At 42.8% G+C, this 17,454-nt stretch carries 25 protein-coding genes; 19 read left to right on the forward strand and 6 right to left on the reverse strand.

Features of this window, described 5'->3' with window-relative positions:
• Positions 1-155 precede the first annotated feature (155 nt).
• Positions 156-521, forward strand: coding sequence for a hypothetical protein (locus tag I8U18_RS15560; protein WP_198064995.1), 366 nt, complete (start codon positions 156-158; stop codon positions 519-521).
• Positions 522-538: 17 nt separating this feature from the next.
• Here I8U18_RS15560 and I8U18_RS15565 read toward each other — a convergent pair whose 3' ends face one another.
• From I8U18_RS15565 to I8U18_RS15590, 6 genes are all read right to left on the reverse strand, one after another.
• Positions 539-892, reverse strand: coding sequence for a hypothetical protein (locus I8U18_RS15565; RefSeq protein ID WP_198064996.1), 354 nt, complete (start codon positions 890-892; stop codon positions 539-541).
• Positions 893-929: 37 nt separating this feature from the next.
• A complete protein-coding gene (locus I8U18_RS15570) occupies positions 930-1,112 on the reverse strand; it encodes a hypothetical protein (RefSeq protein ID WP_198064997.1) in 183 nt (60 codons plus the stop codon).
• Positions 1,113-1,218: 106 nt separating this feature from the next.
• Complete coding sequence (locus tag I8U18_RS15575; RefSeq protein WP_198064998.1) at positions 1,219-1,410, reverse strand: hypothetical protein; 192 nt, start codon at positions 1,408-1,410, stop codon at positions 1,219-1,221.
• Positions 1,407-1,574 carry a ribbon-helix-helix domain-containing protein gene (locus I8U18_RS15580; protein WP_198064999.1) on the reverse strand — a complete coding sequence of 56 codons (168 nt, stop codon included), beginning with the start codon at positions 1,572-1,574 and terminating at the stop codon, positions 1,407-1,409. Before I8U18_RS15580 ends, I8U18_RS15575 begins: the two co-directional genes overlap by 4 nt.
• A 219-nt stretch (positions 1,575-1,793) precedes the next feature.
• Positions 1,794-2,270 carry a hypothetical protein gene (locus I8U18_RS15585; protein WP_198065000.1) on the reverse strand — a complete coding sequence of 159 codons (477 nt, stop codon included), beginning with the start codon at positions 2,268-2,270 and terminating at the stop codon, positions 1,794-1,796.
• A 60-nt stretch (positions 2,271-2,330) separates the two neighbouring features.
• Positions 2,331-2,771 carry a hypothetical protein gene (locus I8U18_RS15590; protein WP_198065001.1) on the reverse strand — a complete coding sequence of 147 codons (441 nt, stop codon included), beginning with the start codon at positions 2,769-2,771 and terminating at the stop codon, positions 2,331-2,333.
• Between the two features lie 158 nt (positions 2,772-2,929).
• Between I8U18_RS15590 and I8U18_RS15595 the strand changes: the two genes are divergently transcribed.
• The 18 genes from I8U18_RS15595 to I8U18_RS15675 all read left to right on the forward strand — a co-directional run bounded on the left by I8U18_RS15595 (position 2,930) and on the right by I8U18_RS15675 (position 17,332).
• On the forward strand, positions 2,930-3,154 hold the full coding sequence (locus I8U18_RS15595) for a helix-turn-helix domain-containing protein (RefSeq protein WP_198065002.1): 225 nt from the start codon (positions 2,930-2,932) through the stop codon (positions 3,152-3,154).
• Between the two features lie 306 nt (positions 3,155-3,460).
• The gene (locus I8U18_RS18305; protein WP_198065003.1) at positions 3,461-4,798 is read left to right on the forward strand and encodes a helix-turn-helix domain-containing protein; all 1,338 of its coding nucleotides are present in this window, start codon (positions 3,461-3,463) and stop codon (positions 4,796-4,798) included.
• Between the two features lie 372 nt (positions 4,799-5,170).
• A complete protein-coding gene (locus I8U18_RS15605; protein ID WP_198065004.1) occupies positions 5,171-6,430 on the forward strand; it encodes a DnaB-like helicase C-terminal domain-containing protein in 1,260 nt (419 codons plus the stop codon).
• An 11-nt stretch (positions 6,431-6,441) separates the two neighbouring features.
• Complete coding sequence (locus I8U18_RS18310; RefSeq protein ID WP_198065005.1) at positions 6,442-7,716, forward strand: toprim domain-containing protein; 1,275 nt, start codon at positions 6,442-6,444, stop codon at positions 7,714-7,716.
• Positions 7,717-8,011: 295 nt separating this feature from the next.
• Positions 8,012-8,491 (forward strand): phage tail tape measure protein, encoded by a 480-nt coding sequence (locus I8U18_RS15615; RefSeq protein WP_198065006.1) that lies wholly within the window; start codon positions 8,012-8,014, stop codon positions 8,489-8,491.
• Between the two features lie 128 nt (positions 8,492-8,619).
• Entirely contained in the window at positions 8,620-9,831 is a 1,212-nt protein-coding gene (locus I8U18_RS15620) for a ParM/StbA family protein (protein ID WP_198065007.1), read from the forward strand.
• A gap of 68 nt (positions 9,832-9,899) precedes the next feature.
• Complete coding sequence (locus I8U18_RS15625) at positions 9,900-10,352, forward strand: hypothetical protein (RefSeq protein ID WP_198065008.1); 453 nt, start codon at positions 9,900-9,902, stop codon at positions 10,350-10,352.
• A 151-nt stretch (positions 10,353-10,503) separates the two neighbouring features.
• Positions 10,504-12,129 (forward strand): hypothetical protein, encoded by a 1,626-nt coding sequence (locus tag I8U18_RS15630; protein WP_198065009.1) that lies wholly within the window; start codon positions 10,504-10,506, stop codon positions 12,127-12,129.
• Between the two features lie 313 nt (positions 12,130-12,442).
• The gene (locus I8U18_RS15635) at positions 12,443-13,489 is read left to right on the forward strand and encodes a hypothetical protein (RefSeq protein WP_198065010.1); all 1,047 of its coding nucleotides are present in this window, start codon (positions 12,443-12,445) and stop codon (positions 13,487-13,489) included.
• 63 nt (positions 13,490-13,552) lie between these two features.
• Positions 13,553-14,332: a ParB/Srx family N-terminal domain-containing protein gene (locus I8U18_RS15640; protein WP_198065011.1), complete on the forward strand. Its 780-nt coding sequence runs from the start codon at positions 13,553-13,555 to the stop codon at positions 14,330-14,332.
• 138 nt (positions 14,333-14,470) lie between these two features.
• Positions 14,471-14,746: a hypothetical protein gene (locus I8U18_RS15645; protein ID WP_198065012.1), complete on the forward strand. Its 276-nt coding sequence runs from the start codon at positions 14,471-14,473 to the stop codon at positions 14,744-14,746.
• A gap of 372 nt (positions 14,747-15,118) precedes the next feature.
• The gene (locus I8U18_RS15650; RefSeq protein ID WP_198065019.1) at positions 15,119-15,466 is read left to right on the forward strand and encodes an endonuclease domain-containing protein; all 348 of its coding nucleotides are present in this window, start codon (positions 15,119-15,121) and stop codon (positions 15,464-15,466) included.
• Positions 15,467-15,730: 264 nt separating this feature from the next.
• Positions 15,731-15,928, forward strand: coding sequence for a hypothetical protein (locus I8U18_RS15655; RefSeq protein ID WP_198065013.1), 198 nt, complete (start codon positions 15,731-15,733; stop codon positions 15,926-15,928).
• Positions 15,929-16,011: 83 nt separating this feature from the next.
• The gene (locus I8U18_RS15660; protein ID WP_198065014.1) at positions 16,012-16,224 is read left to right on the forward strand and encodes a hypothetical protein; all 213 of its coding nucleotides are present in this window, start codon (positions 16,012-16,014) and stop codon (positions 16,222-16,224) included.
• Between the two features lie 9 nt (positions 16,225-16,233).
• The gene (locus I8U18_RS15665; RefSeq protein WP_198065015.1) at positions 16,234-16,404 is read left to right on the forward strand and encodes a hypothetical protein; all 171 of its coding nucleotides are present in this window, start codon (positions 16,234-16,236) and stop codon (positions 16,402-16,404) included.
• 11 nt (positions 16,405-16,415) lie between these two features.
• Positions 16,416-16,886: a hypothetical protein gene (locus tag I8U18_RS15670; RefSeq protein WP_198065016.1), complete on the forward strand. Its 471-nt coding sequence runs from the start codon at positions 16,416-16,418 to the stop codon at positions 16,884-16,886.
• Between the two features lie 28 nt (positions 16,887-16,914).
• On the forward strand, positions 16,915-17,049 hold the full coding sequence (locus I8U18_RS18065; protein WP_255518426.1) for a hypothetical protein: 135 nt from the start codon (positions 16,915-16,917) through the stop codon (positions 17,047-17,049).
• A 73-nt stretch (positions 17,050-17,122) separates the two neighbouring features.
• Positions 17,123-17,332, forward strand: coding sequence for a hypothetical protein (locus I8U18_RS15675; RefSeq protein ID WP_198065017.1), 210 nt, complete (start codon positions 17,123-17,125; stop codon positions 17,330-17,332).
• Positions 17,333-17,454: the final 122 nt, after the last annotated feature.

Below are 17,454 nucleotides of genomic sequence, written 5' to 3' on the forward strand. Positions count from 1 at the left end.
GAAAAAACTCAGTATTTAAATAATACTGAGTGGAGACAAAGGAACTTTGGATTTATTATATCACATGCATTTCAAAACAGCGGGCAAATGAGCCGCTGTTTTTAGTTACGGGCCAATGATTCATTAAGTCCCAGGAAGGGGGCAAGAGAAAAAAGATGAGGGATAATCTAGATAAACGCAGGCTTCTCAAGGTATGGGCGAAAAGAAAAAAGGAAATAGATCGACAGCTCATCAAAGAAAACATCACAAATGATGAACAATTCAAGCCTTACATAAACCAGCTATTTATGGAAATTGGCCCTCTCTGGTTCCAAGCCTTTAGGTTTGACCATCCGAGCCAGGAGTATAACCACTGGAACCTGAAGTGTTGGATCGAAGAAAATGAAAATGATTGCCGGAAAAAAGGGGATTCTAAGAAGGCCCTCATCTGGGTTCAAATGTACAATTATTTTATAACCTTATTAGAAATGGAATTGATACCCCGTGATCCATATGAGCCGATAAATATAGCCCACTCCTGATCAGAGTGGGCTTATCATTACCAGCCAAAACCACCAAAACCGCTACCGTTATTATCATTATCGTTGTTGCCGTCATCATCGTCGTCCCCCCAACCCGGAGAAAAGAAACTCATAGCCTCGTCGATTTTGGTTCGATACTCCTCTTCACTGATATCCGGGGGATCAGAGAAGTAGGATAACTGCTGTTTTTCTGCCTCTTCCCAACGTTTCCGCCGAGCTTCTTCCCTGGGTTTTATATACTTCTCATAGTCCCTGGATTTATAATTACTGCTGAATCTGCTAAGTGCTCTTGCATCTTTTTGAGCTTGAGTTTCCTCACCATCCCCAAAAATAGCGCGCCAAATGCTACCGACTTCCCGTTTTTTCCCCATATCATTTTCCTCCCTTTAATGTTCTCAATCTATCCAATCAAAACCAGCTCTTGTTTTCTGCTTCTTCTCGGATTTTCTGTTTAATATTCTGAACCATTTGCCAGCCTTCTTCAGGGGTATCAACCCGAGAAGGATCTAATCTCGTCGACATAGCCTTCTCTTCAATCTCTTCAATCTTCTTTTTTGCCTCATCGGGGTCAGTGGTAAAGAAAAAACCCATCATTCTCTCCTCCCAAAAAACATGGGAGCATCACATTGACACGATTACATGGGCATTGTACGCTCATGGTAAGCAACACTCCCATGTGTTGTTTTAGCTTGGCTCATCAAAGGGTGCTTGCCGGCGTCTTTGATGGGCCTTTAATTTTGTTTTCGAGTAACACCATCTGATCAAGGAGACGAGCAATCGCTTTATCTCCTTTCACTGTTGGATAACTTGCTTGATGTTTTAGTAATCGATCTATCTGCTGATCCAAATCCTCAATCAATATGTTAATTTGACGAAACTCATCTTTCACTTCAGCCACCCCTCTCTTTTCAAGTACTCACGAACAGCCAAGCGAATAAATTCATTCCTCTTGTAGCCTTTTTCACGGCAATAATCATCTACAATCGCAAGAAGAATTTCCGGCATGGTAACTGGTGGTATTTTTACACCACGACCATCGAAAATTTTTGGCATTTCTACACCGCCTTTAGGGTTAAGATTTTACTCAACCTCCCCCCTCCCCCATCAAAGGGAGGAACCTTTTTTTTCAGTAACGGAGATCAAAAAGATATCACTTGTATATAGAAGGTATATCTCTTTCTCTGGTTTATGGTCTTTGTTTAAAGAAAAAACGCGTGGCCGATGGAGCCGATGGATTGATACCCATTTGAATTTCTTGATACATTATTAAAATTAAGTGCCTGTCTCATCATCGTGCAGATCATCTTCCCAGTCGTGGATTTCTATCTGGCTGAGATCAATGGTTTTTCGTTGTGGAGCTGGCAACACAGAGCGTTTTTTCCTCTTTCGCATTTCCTGAGTCAGCTGTTCATAATCCATTGGCACATTTTTGTTCATTTCAAGGATCTTTTCCTCAAAATACTTTGGCCATTCGAAGCGGTAGATCGTCTTCATTACCGCCTTTTTTACATCTGGTTCTTCGCTAAGGTAGTACGTTTTTTGAAATAAGGGATCTTTTTTTAGCTCTAGTGTTTCATCGCCAATGAACGGCAACCAGCTCGGCAGCTTTATTTCCACTTCCGGGTACTCATTGTAGAGTTTTGCTGTATAACTCATATTTTGGCGGTTATACTCAATCCTCACATAATAAAAACCAAATCGTGTGTTCACACAAAAAACATTGCCTCTCTCATGTGGTAGATGGTTCATTTTTTCCTCCTTAATGCCAAGGGGGAGTGTTATCATCCTTCGAAAATCGGATCATCACAGTCACTTCCTCTCATCGTCGACTACTAAGTGAATTTCCTTCGACGCTTTGAAATAAGGAATGATCGGAGGCTGTTTGGTTTTCATCCAAGCCTTTTTCATTTCACGGCGAAGGATTTTGATTGTATCCGCTCCAAATGCTTGGATCGGATCAAATTCTGGATCGTATGGGTAAAATCTCAGCCCGATTTGCATGCGATCATCAGGCTTGGTTTGCTCCCCGACAAATCTCATTTCTCCGATCCGGCCCTCAATCCAAAACTTACCGCTCCGATCTTCCCCGTGACGTTCAACGTTTACTTTCATACAAACTCCTCCTTTTGCGATGACAGCCATCTGATTTTTCTTGTCACTGTCGGCCTTCACAACTGGAACGCGCCGGGTAAAGAAAACAAGTTGGTTGTCGTGCGTCTTTTCAGTTGATTTTGAATCTTGTTTGGCCAAATGAAGCGCCTCCTCTGAAACAAAATATCAATCTTCTGAACATATTGTATAACTGTCTGATCAAAAGGTCAATAGTCTGATACAAAAAATTAAATTGTTGATATTATTGGTTAGACATGTTACAATCTTTCTGGAAAAATATACAGGGAGCAATGCAAATGAACAGCCCAATTAAATGTCATCTAAGTAGAATCATGGGAGAACAAAAAATCAACATGACTGATCTAGCCCAAAAAGCAGGAGTAGCCAAGAACACTGTTCGTAGTTTGTATCACGAAGATGCAAAAGGTATAACTTGGGAAGTTTTAGCCAAACTGTGCGAAGCATTAGGCTGTCAACCTGGAGATCTACTTGAATATGTGAAAAAACAACCTTTGGAATGAAAAAAGCCATGTATGGGTAGACACCCGTACATGACTTCAGACTTCATCCAACATTCTAACAAAGAAACATTTGTTCTCATTCCATGGTATAATAATCTGATGTAAAAACCAAAAAAGCCCTTTATGGTTCGACTTTGGCGGGTCCGACCACAAAAGGCTTTTGGAAAAATATCAGCCCAAGAAAGAGCTGGTACTAACATATTCCTATAGAACAGTATATAGACTCCTACTGAAGTCTACAATGGGGAAAAAATAGGAAATTTTGTTGTACCTCGTCTTTCTTGGATGGGAAAAGGAGAAGGAAACGTGCCGAAAAACGAAAAAGACCAAAGTCAACTCATCCAAGTAGGTTCGATGCAGGCTTATCATACTTTCAGAAACATCATTGTTGATGGCAAAAATAAATTTGACTTGAATCCACCATTTGAACATTGGCCAATGGTTACAATCGAAAGTAGGAATGTCAAAGGTGTGGTGAATGTGCGCCCCGATCCCGATGTTGTAGGGGAGTATCTAAACCCGAATGAATTGGAGATGTGGCAATCAAAAATGAGAAAGTACATCATGGCCATGAACGATCTGACTGCAGATGTTCTGGACATGGTTACATATAAGTGGCTGACTACTTGTAAACACCCAGAACACATGGTTACAGTTACAGCAGATGAACTTTTAAAATTAAGAGGACTACAACCGCAAAAAAGTAGTGGTCGCACCAAAAAGGATGGTAGTGTTGTTAGAGGAGGATTTAGCATAGAAAAAAAAGAGTTAATCAAACAACACATCAACATTTTAAGGAGCACTTGGATTGATATTAGAGAGATGGAACTACCAACTGAGGAAAATGGAAAAAGACTCTTGAAAAAATTTAAGGCTAGGAGTACCGCTATTGTCGTTTCATCAATCATTGATGAAATTGCTGATGATGGAAAAGAAATACCTTACGCCTGGCGAGTCAGACCCGGTGATGTGTTCGCACCCTTCCTTCTGGATCGGGCAGCACGTCAAACCGCCTGGATGAGCCAAATGGCGCTTAAATTCGACCCTTATCGTGAAAAATGGGAAAAACGTTTGACTCGCTACTTCGCTTACCAATGGCGAGTGAGGCACAATACCGGTAATTTTTTGGCTCCGATTAAGGTAAACACTTTATTGGAGAATGCAGTTCAAGATGAAGTTGATCCAAAAAATCCCTCAAGAACAAAAAAACGATTAGAAAATTCTCTGAACAACCTACGCAAAAATCGTGTTATCAAAGATTGGAAGTATATAGATGGAGATGAACAAATTGTAGGACAAAAGGGCTGGTGGCAAAATATAGTAGGAGGATGGCAGCAATGGAAGATTGAAGTCACTCCGCCTACTGAACTTTTAGAGGCTTATTCTGAGCTTGCCACAGCAGCAAATGCAGTTTCAAAATCTAACGCGAGTACTACTGTGAGTCAATCTTCAATCGGCGGTAATATACGTAAAGTTAGAGAACAAAACAACTTAACTTTGGAACAGGTCTGCAAGGAAATTGAAGAAGTTACTGGTCATGTAATTAACGTTTCAACGATTTCTAGGATCGAAAATGCCGAATCCAAACCAAGGAAAAAGACCCAAGCGATTATCGAACAATGGTTAAAAAGATATGACGTTTAACCCTCTTTTGCAAAAGAGGGTTTTTTCTTTTTGCAGATGCAATTGTTAAAAATGCAAAATAGACTCAGTTTCAATTTCAAACACCTTGATTTTACTGCATTTTAGGTTTTGCTTAACCGGCTCAATTTGCAAAAAGTCTACCCTATCCTGTGGCGAAGTCTACCCTATCCTGTGGCAAAGTCTACCCTATCCTGTGGCAATGAAAATTTTTAAGCCAATGGTTTCAACGGTTTTCGCTCTTTTTGCATTCCTTACTATATTTACTATCTTTACTCCCGCGCCCGCTCCTGAAAAAGTCGCGGGCGGCGTGTAAAATAAGATCTACCGAGCCGATCCGGTTCGGCATTCAAATGCAAAGGGAGGACAAACGAAATGGCAAGACAATTTTCCATCGCTGACCAGTTTACCGATCCAACTGCAGAGGAACAGTTATTAGCTACGATCTATCACAATCCAGATGTGTTTTATGAAGTAATCGATTCGGTACCAGTAGATACTTGGACCTATTTTCAGAAAGATTTCCGCATGTTAGCTGAAGCGATCGAGATGGAGCAACCATTACCATCCATTGAATTGAATCAACCACCCGTCCACGATCCGGAAGCATTGGCCAGACGTATTGCTGATCTGTATCAAAAACGAGTAGCTGCGCTTCTCCTAGAAGACTCACTACAGAAGTTACATAGTGATGCGCCCGCTGGAGAATTGATTTCCAATCTTGAGCAAGGCTTGGTGTCAGTACAAAACTCTATTCGTGAAGTTCAAATGGGACAGATGATAAATGTACCGTCTTTATTTGATGATTTGATGAAGGAGTTGACCGAACGCCACCAAGCATTCAAGGAAAGGGGGCGTACAGCTGTAGGTTTGGCAACAGAGATCCCGACGTTGGACAAACTTCTAGGGGGATTGCAAGAAGGAATTCATTTACTTGCTGCGGAGCCAGGGCAGGGGAAAACCACCTTTGCTTTGCAAATTGCCCGGACAGTTTCAAAGAATGGTTATCCAGCTATTTTCGTGTCTTTTGAAGAATCACTTGATCGCCTTACTCTTAAGTGTCTATGCTCAGCTGCACAGATGAACATCAAACGTTATTCTGAAGGATGGGGCAATCCAGAAGAGCTTAAACCGGCTATTCAGCAATATGGTCCTCAGATGAGAAATCTCCACTTTATCCAGGGAACGAAAAGGCTCACTGTTAATTATTTGAAGGCAAAAGCCCTCCAACTTATGCAAAAGACAGGAAAAGATAAATGTTTAATCGTTGTGGATTATTTACAGCGTTGGGCAGCTCACCAAAGAGAAAATAGCTATGGTGATTTCCGCCATACAGTTCGCGAATTGGTAGCAGAGCTGAGGGAATTAGCCTTACGGTTGAAAAGTCCTATGGTGGTAATTTCATCACAAAATCGTATGGGACAGGGGACTAGCCGCCTTTCATCTTTGAAAGAATCGGGAGATTTAGAATATGATGCGGATTCAGCTATGTTCTTAACCAAGTCTGAGGACCGATTTGGTAGCGGAACTGCCCGAATGGTTGATCTTCACTTGGAAAAAAATCGCTTTGGAGATAAGGGACGGATTGACTTAGTATTTAGACCTGAGTTTGGTATCCTTCGTGAGCAAGATTAGAGGTGATTAAGGTGTCAAACTGGAGAACTCAGAATGGGTATTATAAGGGGCTTTCTGAAGCCGACATCTTTGGTTATCCAAGAAATCAGTTCAACTACAAGATTAATCGTGCCGGATGGGTTCGTTTGTATTGTCCTGTTCATGGGGGGGATCGTAGCTTAAGTTTTGCATTAAATGCTGAAAATGGCTTTTTTTCCTGTTGGCAGTGTGGTGTGCAGGGATTCACTGTGGAGGCAACGGAGAAATGGAAAGAAGAGCAGCGGCAAAATAAAAAAGGTCCCAAGGATCTGCGCTCCTCAAGACCTTCGTTTATGTTGAACAAAACCTATTCTAAAGAAAGTTTGGCATGGAAGCAAGGTACAGATTTCACCGATTGGAGCCATGCAGCGGAGGTGTTTCAGTTCCGCTTTGATGGAAGTATCGCTGAAAGGTATGTTAAATGGCGTGGCATTTCACCGGAAGTGGCCAAGAAGTATGGATTAGGATTTTGTCCACCAAACGAATGGCCAAACAAGAAAAATGGGAAAACGGTCATGTTTTGGAAAAGGGGACGGGTCGTTTTCCCCCACTCCGATCTGGATGGCCGTGTGGTGAATTTGTATGGCCGTGCGATCGGTGTTGACGATGTTCCTGTTAAATTGAAGCATACTCACTTACCGGGCCCGCGGGGGATATTCAATGCGCCAGCATGTCAAGAAGATACCATCTTCATATGCGAGGGGCCGTTTGATGCCTTGTCGTTAATAAGTGCTGGTTATACCAATTCTATCGCCATTTTTGGTGCAAATGGTTTGCGCTGGGAATGGTTAAAGTCGAAGACCTTGGTTTTCTGTCTTGACCAAGATGCTACCGGTAGCCGCGCGTGGAAGGAACTTGCGATGGAAGCCAAACTGCGTGGCAAGCAAGTATACTGGTTGGATGAAGAAGTGTATCAGGGATGCAAAGACTTGAACGAGGTTTGGGTGAACACGGGTTTCATAAAAGTGGGAAGTTTGGGGGATGAGCAAAAACAGGAGCCTATTCCTTGGGATGATGAGCTGAATCAAATGGAGTATGAGATGACCATCGATTTCTTTAAAAAGGAATATGGTGATATTGAGAAGTGGGCTCAGCAATTTGATCCTGAATTAATCGATGTATTAGCCACTTGTGAGAAAAGGGTAAAATTAGCTATGAGGATTAAGGATACAGAGATGTTCCGCCAACAATTACTTGAGTGGAACCATGCTTACAAGACAATTGTACAAGTTTATAAAGAAGTAGCCGCAGGAGGATCTTCTGAATAGGAAGATCCTTTTATTAAAAGGGGTTTGTTTGAATTGCACATTTGTTTGTATTACAAACTGTTTTGAAGTGTGTATATGCAACTAATTTACTTTGGTTTTCATGGCGAGTGACTGACAAGTGAGCGACATCAATTCGTTTCAAAGGAAAAAAATGGTGTAACAGCTAATATAACCTATGAGACAAACTTTTGACATTTTGCTGCCTGAAATCCTTTTATAAAGGGATTGGTTGTGACAAGTGTCTGACAGGCGACAGCAGAGAAAATGAGTGGCTAGGAGGAGAAGGGGTGACAATATGGAAGAGTGGCTGACATTCACAGAGATGGCGAACTTATTGGGAATGTCTGATCGTACACTTAGACGGTATGTGACCAACCATGGAAACTACGTGAATGTAAGAAAAGAGCCAGGGAGACCTACGGAGATACATAGAGAATCAATTGACGTAATCAAGCAAATTCGCCAGATGTATGACAAGGGATGGGATCGGATCAAAATTGAGAGGCGACTGGCGGAGAGCAGACCAATGATCATGCGTATCGAGAGTGAAGATCCAGCGTTGCCGGCCACAATAGGAGAAACCTTTTCTGCATTTAGACAGATTTTGCAGGAGATGACAGAGCGACAGAAACGGATCGAGGAAAACCAACGCCTTATCTTGGAGCAAATCTCACGTCAGGAACAGGGATATCGGCAGGGATTAGAGGAGATTACGGCTACATTAAACCGAGACAAGCACCGAAAAAAAGGATTTTGGCGTTGGTTTGGCAAATAGCAGCGAGATGCTGCTATTTTTATTTGTCGAGTTTCTTTTAACTTTTTTGTTAAAAGACCTTGATCTATTTAACAAAAAAGTTAAAATAGTAATTGAGCAAAATAAATTGAATTGAGGGGCGATTAAAAATGATGAAAAAAGTAATCTTTAGCGCATCGGACTTGGGGAACTATGATGGGAAATTCATTTTCGGCTTTGATGGGAGAGATACATTGAAGATTCCGAATGCGATCAAACCAGTGAAAAGCGATGTGGATCTTCGCGTCATTGCACATGATCTGGAATTGATTGATTGTCTGCGCTTCGAGATCGAGTCGGAGGCTTTGCAAGAGTATGGGAAAAAAGGACGTTTTTTGGTGGGACAAGCCGCTATCAATGCCGGATCAGCAGAACAGGCCAAAAAACGAAATAAAAAATATAAAAGTGATCACACAGTCATCAATTTGTTGGCATCTCACGCCTACAAAGCTGCACGTGATTTCGAGCCTGGCGATGACAAAGTATTGCATGTGGATGTTGTGACGTCTCTGGCTTTGCCGATTGAAGAGATTACAACGCCAGGTGTGCCGCAAGAGTACGCGATGAGATTGAAAACCGGGCCGCATATCGTTCGGTTCTTGAACACGCCAGAGTTCGATGGGTTGGAGGTTCATCTTACCTTTTCAAAAATCTATCTAATGCCGGAAGGGTATGCGGGATTTGTTTCAACCAGTAGTGATCGGACCGGTCGCATGATTGATGATTTCAAAAAGTATAAGATCCTGTTGTTGGATTGGGGCGGCGGTGATCTGGATGCTACGTTATTTGATAAAGGTAACGTTGTAAATGGCAGAGGTTACAAATACGGGGTTAACCCGATGTTGCTAACTGTGCGGGATGAAATTTATAGGAAGCACTCTTATTCCTTCAAATCAAACCAAGATGTGATTGAGGTTGCAACCCGTTCTGACGTGAATGAACGTTATATGATTGAAGTGCCTGGCGAGGGTGAAGTCTCAATCCAAACCATTTTGGAAGACAAGCAGTTGGATCTAGCCAAGCAAGTTCATGGTGTGATTGAGAACTACTATGAAAACGGCCATTCTGACATCCATGCAACGATCTTCATCGGTGGCTCCAGTTACTTCATGAAGGATTCCATCAAACAGGTAAACGGAGGAGCTTTGGTTTACAAAGATGACATCAACTTGAAATTGAAAACTGAAGGAACGTATCGGGTCTTTGTTCCGGAAACACTAGAAAGTGCCCAGTGGAGCATTGCCCGTTCGTTGCACAAGACACTTCTTCGAAAATCACGTGAGGATGGACTGTATCAAGATGCCGCTGTTCACCAAGGTTGATTTTGAATTCGGCTCAACCTTGTAACAGCAGGGTTGAGTCTGATTTCAAACAAAAGGTGGTGAAGAGAATGGCAAAAAGAAGAGCACAAGATGGAGAAGCAAAGAAAGTCGAAGCCGGCGATCTAATGTATTGGCGTTTGCCCAAAGAAACCCCAGATTGGCTTCTAGCGTATTTGAATTCTTTAGGAAAAAAAGAGTTGTCTAGCTTTGTGTATGAGGCGTTTGAGAAAGAGGCCAAAGTCCGCCTAGGAAGCCAACAAAATGAAGAATATATCTTGGCTAGAGTAAAAGGAATCCCGATCACGGCGGAGGAAAAAAAGTGGCTGAGTAATGATATGACTCAAGGAATGTTGGGGTTGTTGCTGGTCCAAATCATGAGGGAGCCATCTAAAGCGTTGAACACTAATCTTAATGATGAAGTATCAGCTACTGATGAAAATCCGGAGGAAGAGATGGCAGTTAACTTCGCGGATAATGCCGACCATGATGATTTTATTTCTGAAAACACATATGATTTTTAGACAAGTGGTGACAAGAGTTTCCGCTTTTTATTCGAAATCAAGAGAATAAATTTCTACATGAAGATAAGTTTCCTTTAAAAAACATAAGGCCCTGGACGATCCGCACATCGCCCAAGGCAAACCAACACCTTAGAAGGAGTTGATAGAAACGATGACATGGTATCAAAAAAAGCGACAAAAAGCAATGGAACGATATCATAGAGGATATTATCCTCGCCATCGGAGGACGCCGAATCTGCTGGTTTGTGGTTTGTATGAATTGGGTTATCTTATCGCTGACTTTGGTCCGATGTGCGTCAATTTGTTCGACGCGATCTATACGAATATCCGAAAACTATTCGCTTTCATTGTGGGGCTGTTGATCGAATTGTCCACCGTCATTATCCTCATCGGGACGATCGCTTTCAGCATTTTCCATTCCATAGAGTTACTCCGTCGGGCGGGTGCAACTGGCGGGTTGGAATACATCGGTGTGGTGATGTTTGAGGTGGTATTTATCTCTTCGACAGCTACCCTGACCGGAACCTTAATGAAAAAGAAGAAACCCAGCGGATTCTTCGCTATCGTGGGTTTGATGTTCTCCATCGCGGGTTTCATCATGGGAATCGCGTTCGTGGAATGGTCGAATATCACCGGAATGGCAGACAGTTGGACAGGACGAATCATAGGTGGCGCCACCCCGGTTCTTTTGATAATCACCGAAGGCGTTCTCGCCTTTCGCTATTTGAACGAGTTTGCGGAAGAGGACGAAACCAAAGTGTTGGAAATCATCCAAAGGAACCGGTTGACGATCGAGGATGTCCGACGTGCCATCCAGCTGTACCTGAACCAAACCAAAACCCATCCACCGATGGTACAAGATGGTCAAGAAAAAGTGGTTAAATCGATGGTCAAAAATTCGGTTCCAAATGAAGTCGAAAATGGGTCAGAAATGGTTGATAAAGTGGTAGCGAATGTGGTCGAAAACGTACCAGAAAAAGTGGTTGAAAACATGGTAGAAAATGAACCCGAAAAGGTGGTAATAAATGACCGCGAAATTTTGGTAGAAAATGCGGTTGAAAAAGAGTCGGAAATCGCGGTAGAAAACCAACCAAAAAACGAGGGGGAAAACGACCAAAATACCAACCAAGAATTAAGCAAAAACGCACCACAAAATAAACCAGAAATCCAACCAGAAAATGAATCCCAAGCGGAAGCAATCGAGCCAGAAAAATCAACGGATTTGACAGAGCAAACCACCGAAGAAAATAACCAAAATTCCGGCGAAAATGCGGTAAGCAAAGTGGTAGAAAACACGGTACCAGAAATGGTAGAAAATGTGGTAGAAAAAGTGGTCGAAAATGCGGTAGAAAACAACCACGAAATCAACCATGAAACCAACCAAGAAAATGACCACCAAAATGACCAAGAAACCAACCACGATTCCTACCATGAAAACGACCATAAAACCAACCATGATATCACTCATGAAAGCAACCAAAATATTGACCAAGAAGATGACCAAAAACCCGACCGAGAAAGTGACCAAAAAGAAACCAAAAAAACGGTCGCTTCTTCTACCAAAAAGAAGACCAAAAAATTAGTCCGGTCCCGGAAGAAAGATCCAGCACGAGAACGCGCCATCAAGAAAGCAAAGAAATGGGCATTGGAATACTACCAAGAAAATGGAGATCTGCCGGGTAGAACGAAAGTTGAGAAGGGCGCGAAATGCAAGCAATCGGTGGCACGTGATGCCCTCGATGAACTGAGAGAAGAGTTGGGGCTGAAGGCATCATGAAAAAAGACGCTCCCGGGCGATCCGGCGAGCGTCACAATCTTCTTTCTCTTATTGCTGATTCTACCAATCAATGCTAGAATTGAGCCAATGAAACGGAAAAACGGCTCCGATCCCCGCCAAGAGATGAGCCGCATTCCGTTCCGCATATTCAACTATTCACTTCCCATTTTACCCGCCAATTTGCCTTTTGGCAACCATCTATTTTTGTTAAAATAATGGGGAATTGCGCGAATTGCGCGATGAATAGCGGAACAGACGAGTGCGAATCCTCTTCTTGGCGCGGGTAGTGGCCGCGACAGGGGGAGGATTTTTTATGGCTGACAAAGGCCGTGTAATGAAGCGGAAAAATCCATTTATCATGATTGATCGAAAACCCATCGAGGATCCACAACTGTCGTGGAAAGCGACCGGTCTGATGACTTATTTCGTCGGCAAGCCTGACGGCTGGGAATTCCGGATGGATCACATCATCAAGAGCAAAACAGATGGAGAGAAGTCGGTCCGTTCGGGGATCAACGAATTGAAGGAGGCCGGCTACATCGTTCGTGTGGCCTTCCGGAAAGATGGGAAAGTCAAGGATTATGAATTCTTTGTCTACGAGGAGCCGGTGAAGTATCCGACCACCAAGGATCTGCACATTGACCTAGATCTCTGGGAGAAGTACATGGCGGATCACCAAGAGGATGATCTGATAGACGTCACGGTAGCCGCTCTGGAGATCAAAGAAATGAAGGAACAAATGAAGCAGGTTTCCCAAAACCGGCAACCAGAGAAAAATCAAGGGTTTGAGCAGGTTTCCCAAAATGGCAAACCAGAGAGTTTTCAATGCTCTGAGCAGGTTTCCGGTTTTCAGCATCCTGCTTTTCAGCATCCTGAAAACGCAGGACTATCAATAGGTACTTTATCTATATCAAATCAAAATAAGAATTATGATGATGATGCTCAATACCTCCAGCTACGAATCCTGTTTATGAATGCAGGCGGACAGGACATCAAGAAACACGATCAACACTATCAAACCTATCTAAATGCATTGGCTGAAATAGGTTCTTTTGAAAAAATGAAAGAGCTGGCCAGCAAGTACATAGTTGCCGTCAAAGAAAACAACTATCATGAATCACCACAAATCGTATGGTTCATTTCTGATGGATGGAGAAACTTTGTTGCAACAAAGGTAAAGAAAATGACGAGAAGGTACAAATCTGACAGTGATTTGCCTGAAATGCTTAAACTCCAACTTGAAGGCGGCCAACAGCAAGAACCGATTGATCCGCAAGAGCAGGAACGGAAAGTAGCAGAGTTGAAAGCGAAAATAGAGCGAATGAACAAAAGTTCTAAACCAAAAACCCCGGTTATTTGATGCGCTGGAAACGAATGGAGAGCGGCAAGGACTGCTCTCCTGAGTTGTACGGAGGAGAACTTTATGAATAAAAAACAGCAAACTATCGCATTATCAAAGATATTGTTTCCTGCGTCTTTCAAAAAAACAATGCCTCGCAGGGAAAAGATAGAGTCTTTGAAGGCGCATATACAAAAAACAGGCACACTGGATCAAACAATTATTGTCCATCCGAAAACCAATATGCTTGTAGATGGTTTTGCTCGCTATCTGGCTGCTAAAGAATTAGGGCTGAAAGAAGTACCAGTCCAATTTGGGACGAAGAAAAGACCAAGCAAGAAACCACCAAAAAAACATCGACCCAAAGCAAAAATTTCGGATGAAACACGGTTAGCCATCTGGGAAGCGGAAGATGGGCGCTGTGAGGTATGCAAAAGAGCCATGGACAAGCGTTTTGCGCGTTGGTTGCCGGTTAATCCCGCCAAGATAGAGGATAAACCTGAAGATTTGCATTTGGCGTGTATCGATTGTAGCCGGAATCAGCCGGAATATTTGCGGACTTTCATCCGAGTAGATAAATCTGTTATGAAAAAGATTGAACAAAAAACAGAGTATGACAACGAGCTGGAATTTGTAAATGATTTCCGTGAACATGCTGTAATTGTTGGAAAGAATAAAGAGTTTAGAACTTATTGGCTTCCTGGTATCGGATCGTTTTTAATCAAAACGCTCGACGAAAAAGAAAATGGACTTCCTGTCAGAGAAGTATTCCAAGCTAAGTCTATTAAGGTGAATGGCAAACTAAAAATAAAACCGCAGGAACGAACGCGTGGGTTTAAACGTCCGGTTCTTCAATTGAGTTAAGAGCTGGAGAGAGAAATTGAAGGATTAAAACAAAAGATTGACCAAACGAAAGAGGAGCTAACCCTTGATGGAAACTGATGGGAAGTGTCCAGGACATTTCCGCTTTTGATAGAATTGATCTTGCGAGGAGTGATAATAGTGGCAGAAATCGATGTTAATCAGCTGGCGGTTCAATTAGCCGAAGCTGTAAGAGCTAGTTTGAAAGGCGATTTGGACGATATCAAAAATAGATTAGACAGAGTAGAATCTCGTTTAGACCAAGTTGAAACAAGTTTGAAGAAAGTTGGAAATGAAGTAAAAGACGCTCACACAGCCATTATTAGCCTTGGGCATGATGTAAGGAAACAAGAGCGCGTGACTAATAACCTTATCCTTGATGTTTACCGTTTGAAGAGCGAAGAAGAGCAACAATAGATCGAAACATGTAGAAATTTTCGTTTATAAGGCGTGTTTTGTGTCGGGGATATATAAATGTACCCCTGTCGTTTTTTCGTCGCTCTACGGAGCTTCTAGACCCCTGAAAATCGATTCTCGATATCTTATTAGTATATCCATGAATCTGATTTTTTATGCCGACCGGATGGCTGACAGGAAACGGGAAGAACAGGAAACGGGGACTGTCTAGGACATTTTCCCTTTGTAATCTATCCCTGGGAGTGATTAACCATCCGAAAGAGAAGAAAGCGGCCAAAGTGGCTCAGGAGACTAAAACAGCGTTGGAGGTTGCGTATACATCGAATCACTTTACCCTTTCGTGTGATTAGCTTGGCATTGGAACAGATTCGAATGGGGCGTTTCCCGTGGGTAGATGTTCAGCTGTTGAAGTGTGAAAGCTACATCGAGCGAAGGCTTTACAATCGACTTTGGGTTGAAGGATACAAAATGAGAACGCAGGAGCCATGCGGGCGCTATAAAATTGACATCGCGATTCCAAAGTATAAGATTGCGATTGAATGCGATGGTCACGAGTGGCACAGCACGCCAAAACAAAAGGAACATGATCGAAAAAAGGATCGCTTTTTGAGGAAAAACGGGTGGACCGTCATCCGGTTTACTGGTAAGCGAATTGTTAATAGGCTAGAATCATGTGTTGAGCGTGTAAATAACGAGATCACGAAGAAAAAGCGATTATAGATGTGTAGAAATCTTCGATTTTAAGGGTGTTTTCGGGTTAGGGATAGGTAAATGTACCCCGAGGTAATTTTCGTCGCTCTACGGGGCTTCTAGACCCCTCTAAATCGATTCTGGATATCTTATTAGTATATCCGCGAATCTTGCTTTTTATGCCGGTCAAAATGACCGGCTATTTTTTGTGCAATTTTTTCTGAAAAATATGTTGACTACTGTTAACGTATGTTATACAATTGTTAACGAAAACAGCAAAAGGGGGTGAAATCAGTGGCTTCCACGCACATCAGGTTAAAAAAAGTAGAAGATTTCTGGCAGCGATTAAAATCAAAAAAGGCAATACTTGAGGCACAACTCAATGAGAGCTACACAAAGCAAGATGGTGAAGCCATCCGGTTACTTATTCAAGGGGAAATCAAGGCATTGTCTGAAGTGATCATGGAGTTGGAAAGGGAGTTTGGTTTTTAAATGAAAACCCTCCCGGCGGCATCCGGAAGGGATTTTGGAAAAACATATGGATCTTCATTATATCACATGAAAGGATGATCAAAATGCTAAGTTGTGACTGGCAAATCAAAGTGGGTATCAAAGAAAAAGCAACAGGCAAAATCATTGCTACTGCCCCGGTAGTATTAAATTTGACAGACTATCTTGATCAACAAGGAGCAGAAAAACGCGCTTTATATGAAGTAGAAAAAAGAAAAGGGACTTTAAAATCTGGATATCAGTACGTCGCTCTAGGTGCTCAGGTCTTATATCGGTAGGGAAGAAACATGAATCAACTAATACGCGGCGCAATCGGAAATTTGAAACAAGAGGGAATGCATTTGACCGAACCGGAGATGGAATTGTTGGAGGCGTACGCAGAAAAGCGGATCACCGAAGGAGAATTCAACCGCCGGGCGCTGGAGCTGGCGCTTGGCGAACCACAAAGAACCTACTGAGGAGGAACATGATGGTACTTTTTCGCCGGAGTCAATGTAGTGAATTGAGAAAGAATCAATTTGCTACTTTACTAGTGGAGTTCAAGGAGATCCAACATTGGGTGAATTGGGAAGGACGCTATATGTCCTCTAGAGAGCTGAAGAAAGTGTACGGAATTAAAAGGTCAACGCTTTTGTTGGTTAGTCAGTGGGAAAATGAAAATCCTATTCCCTTCGAGGAAGCGAAAGAACTCTTTGCCAAAGAACTGGGCCTCAGTGACCAGGAACGAAAAGAGGCTGAAGTCCTCTATGAAAAGTGGAAAGCTGAATGGGAGGAATGGAACAACAACGAAGAACCCGCTTGGGTCGTAGACGCCGACCAGGCGGGTTGGCTTGAGGAGCAGCAGTACTTGGAGTATGAAAGGCGGATAAACTCTCCAGCAATGGATGAGGCTCGCACCGCCTTCGTAAGTGCACTGAAAAATATGAAACGCGGCTCCTGATCGGGAGCGCATCCATGGAGGGAACGGGATGGAACGCGAAAAAGAGTGGATTAAGAAACAGATCGATTGCCTTGAAGAACAAGAAAAGGAGCACTTCCTGACTGAAGAAGAACGCCGAGCGCTTGAAAAATTACGCGAAACGATCGAGTTTGACTGTGAATGACCGCTTCCCTCCCGGCGATGATCGGGAGGGATTTTTCTTTTGCAGGCGAAGAAAAACAAATAGGGGGGATTGCATGAAGGAAGGGGAGATATGGTACGGTCGCCCGGGCACACCATATGAGGGTGTAGAGGCCAGGATTGATGTCGTCACCGTGAGAAAAGTGAGCTGTACATATAACCGGATCGTCGAGATTGATGGGATGAGGCTGGCCGGCGAAGTGATGCCGAAGGGGAAATTTATGCGGATGTTTGAGCAGGCCCAACAACTGAATTTATTTGAATGAAAAGAGGACCCGCAAAGGTCCTCTGAGGCTGATGACAAACCCCTGGCTCTTTTCATGAGAAAAGGGCTAGGGGTTGTATATTTCAGGGGAATAAACAGATAAAGGAAATTTAATATGCAGTA

Source organism: Thermoactinomyces sp. CICC 10522, assembly GCF_016055075.1.
Lineage (GTDB): Bacteria > Bacillota > Bacilli > Thermoactinomycetales > Thermoactinomycetaceae > Thermoactinomyces_A > Thermoactinomyces_A daqus.

Bases quoted from the DNA above. Each gene is read 5' to 3' on its own strand.
- I8U18_RS15565 (WP_198064996.1), bottom strand. From the start codon at position 892: ATGGGGAAAAAACGGGAAGTCGGTAGCATTTGGCGCGCTATTTTTGGG.
- I8U18_RS15595 (WP_198065002.1), top strand. From the start codon at position 2,930: ATGAACAGCCCAATTAAATGTCATCTAAGTAGAATCATGGGAGAACAA.
- I8U18_RS18065 (WP_255518426.1), top strand. From the start codon at position 16,915: ATGGAACGCGAAAAAGAGTGGATTAAGAAACAGATCGATTGCCTTGAA.
- I8U18_RS15585 (WP_198065000.1), bottom strand. From the start codon at position 2,270: ATGAACCATCTACCACATGAGAGAGGCAATGTTTTTTGTGTGAACACA.
- I8U18_RS15670 (WP_198065016.1), top strand. From the start codon at position 16,416: ATGGTACTTTTTCGCCGGAGTCAATGTAGTGAATTGAGAAAGAATCAA.
- I8U18_RS15570 (WP_198064997.1), bottom strand. From the start codon at position 1,112: ATGGGTTTTTTCTTTACCACTGACCCCGATGAGGCAAAAAAGAAGATT.
- I8U18_RS15660 (WP_198065014.1), top strand. From the start codon at position 16,012: ATGCTAAGTTGTGACTGGCAAATCAAAGTGGGTATCAAAGAAAAAGCA.
- I8U18_RS15620 (WP_198065007.1), top strand. From the start codon at position 8,620: ATGATGAAAAAAGTAATCTTTAGCGCATCGGACTTGGGGAACTATGAT.
- I8U18_RS15560 (WP_198064995.1), top strand. From the start codon at position 156: ATGAGGGATAATCTAGATAAACGCAGGCTTCTCAAGGTATGGGCGAAA.
- I8U18_RS15665 (WP_198065015.1), top strand. From the start codon at position 16,234: ATGAATCAACTAATACGCGGCGCAATCGGAAATTTGAAACAAGAGGGA.
- I8U18_RS15630 (WP_198065009.1), top strand. From the start codon at position 10,504: ATGACATGGTATCAAAAAAAGCGACAAAAAGCAATGGAACGATATCAT.
- I8U18_RS15650 (WP_198065019.1), top strand. From the start codon at position 15,119: ATGGGGCGTTTCCCGTGGGTAGATGTTCAGCTGTTGAAGTGTGAAAGC.
- I8U18_RS15640 (WP_198065011.1), top strand. From the start codon at position 13,553: ATGAATAAAAAACAGCAAACTATCGCATTATCAAAGATATTGTTTCCT.
- I8U18_RS15580 (WP_198064999.1), bottom strand. From the start codon at position 1,574: ATGCCAAAAATTTTCGATGGTCGTGGTGTAAAAATACCACCAGTTACC.
- I8U18_RS15625 (WP_198065008.1), top strand. From the start codon at position 9,900: ATGGCAAAAAGAAGAGCACAAGATGGAGAAGCAAAGAAAGTCGAAGCC.
- I8U18_RS15605 (WP_198065004.1), top strand. From the start codon at position 5,171: ATGGCAAGACAATTTTCCATCGCTGACCAGTTTACCGATCCAACTGCA.
- I8U18_RS15635 (WP_198065010.1), top strand. From the start codon at position 12,443: ATGGCTGACAAAGGCCGTGTAATGAAGCGGAAAAATCCATTTATCATG.
- I8U18_RS15615 (WP_198065006.1), top strand. From the start codon at position 8,012: ATGGAAGAGTGGCTGACATTCACAGAGATGGCGAACTTATTGGGAATG.
- I8U18_RS15675 (WP_198065017.1), top strand. From the start codon at position 17,123: ATGAAGGAAGGGGAGATATGGTACGGTCGCCCGGGCACACCATATGAG.